Origin of the sequence: Mesorhizobium sp. M7A.F.Ca.CA.004.04.2.1 (genome assembly GCF_004022825.1) — a bacterium.
GTDB lineage: Bacteria > Pseudomonadota > Alphaproteobacteria > Rhizobiales > Rhizobiaceae > Mesorhizobium.
In genome coordinates, this window is record NZ_RZPH01000761.1 from 1 (window position 1) to 3,005 (window position 3,005).

The 3,005-nt window shown below is 64.1% G+C and carries 4 protein-coding genes; 2 read left to right on the top strand and 2 right to left on the bottom strand.

Going from position 1 to position 3,005, the window contains the following annotated elements; genetic code table 11:
- Positions 1 to 149: 149 nt before the first annotated feature.
- Together EN893_RS26515 and EN893_RS39920 are read right to left on the bottom strand one after the other, a co-directional pair.
- Entirely contained in the window at positions 150 to 773 is a 624-nt protein-coding gene (locus EN893_RS26515) for a LysE family translocator (protein WP_127270197.1), read from the bottom strand.
- Positions 774 to 869: 96 nt separating this feature from the next.
- Positions 870 to 992: a hypothetical protein gene (locus EN893_RS39920; protein WP_127270199.1), complete on the bottom strand. Its 123-nt coding sequence runs from the start codon at positions 990 to 992 to the stop codon at positions 870 to 872.
- Positions 993 to 1,216: 224 nt separating this feature from the next.
- Between EN893_RS39920 and EN893_RS26525 the strand changes: the two genes are divergently transcribed.
- Together EN893_RS26525 and EN893_RS26530 are read left to right on the top strand one after the other, a co-directional pair.
- Positions 1,217 to 1,984, top strand: coding sequence for a L,D-transpeptidase (locus EN893_RS26525; RefSeq protein ID WP_127270201.1), 768 nt, complete (start codon positions 1,217 to 1,219; stop codon positions 1,982 to 1,984).
- A 100-nt stretch (positions 1,985 to 2,084) separates the two neighbouring features.
- Positions 2,085 to 3,005, top strand: a 921-nt coding sequence (locus EN893_RS26530) for a diphosphate--fructose-6-phosphate 1-phosphotransferase (protein ID WP_128361898.1), incomplete at its 3' end; no start/stop codon positions are given.

The following is a 3,005-nucleotide window of genomic DNA, read 5'->3' on the forward strand; positions in this document are numbered from 1 at the left end:
GGTCAGCATCTTCGCCACCGGCGACTACACCACCAATCTCGGCGGCGACGAGCGTCGGATCCTCGAAGGCAATCTGGGGTTCAGCGTCAAATGGTAAGGCTGGCCATGATCCCGAAAAACAGTTTCGGGGTCATGGTCAGACAGAGAGCCTAATTGCTGGAGCGCATCGCCACCGTGGCGATGCCGGCGCCGACCAGCAGCGTGCCGCCGGTGCGGTTGAAGATGCGGATCGCCTTGGGATTGCGCACCACGTTGCGTGCGCGTGAGGCGATCAGCGCATAGCCAAAGGCATTGGCGAAGGCGAGCGCCAGGAAGGTCGTCTCGAAGATCAGCATCTGCGTCCAGAAATCGGCGTGCCGGTCGAGGAACTGCGGCAGAAAGGCGACGAAGAAGGTGATGCTTTTCGGGTTGAGCGCGGTGACCAGCCAGGCGTGCGCCATCATCTTGGCCGAGGAGACCGCGTCGGTGCGCGGTTCGGCTTTCAGCGCGCCGCCGGCGCGAAACAGTTTCACGCCGAGATAGATCAGATAGCCGGCGCCGATCAGCTTCAGGATGGTGAAGACACCAGCCGAAGCTGCCAGCAGCGCGCCGATACCCAGCATCGACAAGGTCATCGCGGTGAAGTCGCCCAGCGCCACGCCGATTGCCATCGGCAGAGCGGTACGCCAGCCCTGGCCCAGCGCGTAGGACACGACGAGAAGGATGGTCGGACCCGGAATGATGAGGAGGATCGTCGACGCGGCGGCGAAGGCGGCCCAGTTTTCGAAGGACATGCTCGTCTCCCTTGAGCTTAAAGAAGAGGATAAATCCTTAGGCCCAGGAGAATGTAAAGAGGCGATTTCCCTGACTGCGCCAGCGGCAGATCGGTGTCAGTTCGCGCCGCTCAGCGTGCTCACGATATCGGCCAGGCTGACATTGGCACCGAGAACGGTTGCCGCCGCGACAATGGCAGCGGCAAAAAGCTTGATGTCGGTTTTTAAGATCTTGCACATGGAGGCCCCTCGCTGATGGTTTGAGGAGTAGGAAACGCCGGCCCGACCGAGGTCTCTTTGTGCAGCAGCCTTCGTTCAAGCCCAGGCAAGAAGGTCGGACATCGTCAAGGCCATGCGCAAATGCAGGCTGTGCAATGTCTTCACGCTTTATCAACCATGAATGATGAAAATGCCCGCTATCCGGCCGGACCGTGCTTCCCGCCGACAGCGTAGGGTCTGGGTATATGCGTGAGTTGCCGCAAGGTCTGACGCCGCCGCGAAATGGCGACGCAATCGAAACCGATCATCATCTTTCCCGCCGCGCCATCCTGTCCGGGGCAGGGGCGCTCGCGCTGCTGAGCGCCGCCGGTTGCTCGACCTCGGGCTTGGGTCTGCCGGAGCTCGAGCTCGACGACGTCACCACGGGTTCCGTGCGGCCGATCCGGCCAAGCATCAGCGTCGACAAGAACATCACCAGCCCCGGCGTCATGTATGCCGGGCTGACCGACGGCGGCTTCAACGTGCCGGAAGTGCCATATCTGAAGGTCAAGCCGGAATTCCGCCGCCAGATCGTCGTCGACACGACAGGCGAGGCGCCCGGCACCATCGTCGTCCATCTCAAGGAGCGCATGCTCTATCTCGTCCAGCCGGGTGGCGACGCCATTCGCTACGGCGTCGGCATCGGCAAGGATGGCTTCCGCTGGTCGGGTCGCGCCAACATCCAGTACGGCAGGGAATGGCCGACCTGGACGCCGCCGCCAGAGATGATTGCCCGCAAGCCTGAACTGGTGAAATGGCAAGCCGGACAGCCCGGCGGCCTCACCAATCCGCTCGGCGCGCGTGCCCTCTACATCTACCAGGACGGCAAGGACACCGGCTATCGCATCCACGGCTCGCCCGAATGGTGGAGCATCGGCCAGGCGATGTCGTCGGGCTGCGTGCGCCTGATCAACCAGGACATCATCGACCTCTACAGCCGCGTCTCCAAGAAAAATCCGGTCGTCGTCGTCTGACGCTTATGCGGCGTGTTGGCGCCGCTCGAAACTCCCGTTGCGCGATGCGGCAAGACAGGCCAAGGTGCCTTGAAAACCATCGCGCCGGGAGAAATCAAGCATGGCTGGAACGTTTGTCATCGCGCAGGGCGGCGGCCCAACCGCCGTCATCAACCAGACGGTTGTCGGGGCGACACTGGAGATCCGCAAGCGGCATCCAGGTGCCAAGGTGCTGGGCTCAATCCATGGCGTGCGCGGCATCCGTGACGGCAATTATGTCGACCTTTCCGCCATCCCCGAGGACCGGCTGCGGCTGATTGCCGGCACGCCGAGCGCCGCCCTCGGCTCGACCCGCGACAAGCCCGACGCCGCCTATTGCGATGTCATCCTCAACGGCCTGAAGAAGGCCGGCGCCGACGCCTTCATCTATATCGGCGGCAACGACACGTCGGGTACCCAGCAGATCCTGACCGATGCCGCCGGCGGCTCAATTGCCTTCGTCCATGCGCCAAAAACCATCGACAATGATCTCGAGGAAAACGACCACACGCCGGGCTTCATTTCGGCGGCCGAGTTCGTCGCCGGCGCCTTCCTGTCGGTCGATCTCGATTTTCGTGCGCTGCCCGGCATCTATGTCGGCATCGTCATGGGCCGGCATGCCGGCTTCCTGACCGCGGCTGCCGCTGCCTGGCAGCTCGACCCCGACAGCGGCCCGCACCTCGTCTACGTGCCCGAGCGCCCATTCTCGGCCGCCGGCTTCATCGACGACGTCCGCGCCACGCTCGATCGCCACAAGCGCTGCATCGTCGCCGTTTCGGAAGGGGTCAGCACCGCCGACGGCAAGGCACTGGTCGAAAGCCTGGTGCCGCCGGACCAGCTTGAGCGCGACGCGCACGGCAACGTCAAGCTGTCGGGCAGCGACCTGCCGGCCGCACTCGAGCGCGCGTTGGCGGAAGGCCTGCCGGGCAAGCGGGCCCGCGTCGATGCGCTCGGCTACATGCCGCGCGGCTATATCGGCGCCATCAGCGCGGTCGACGCGCAG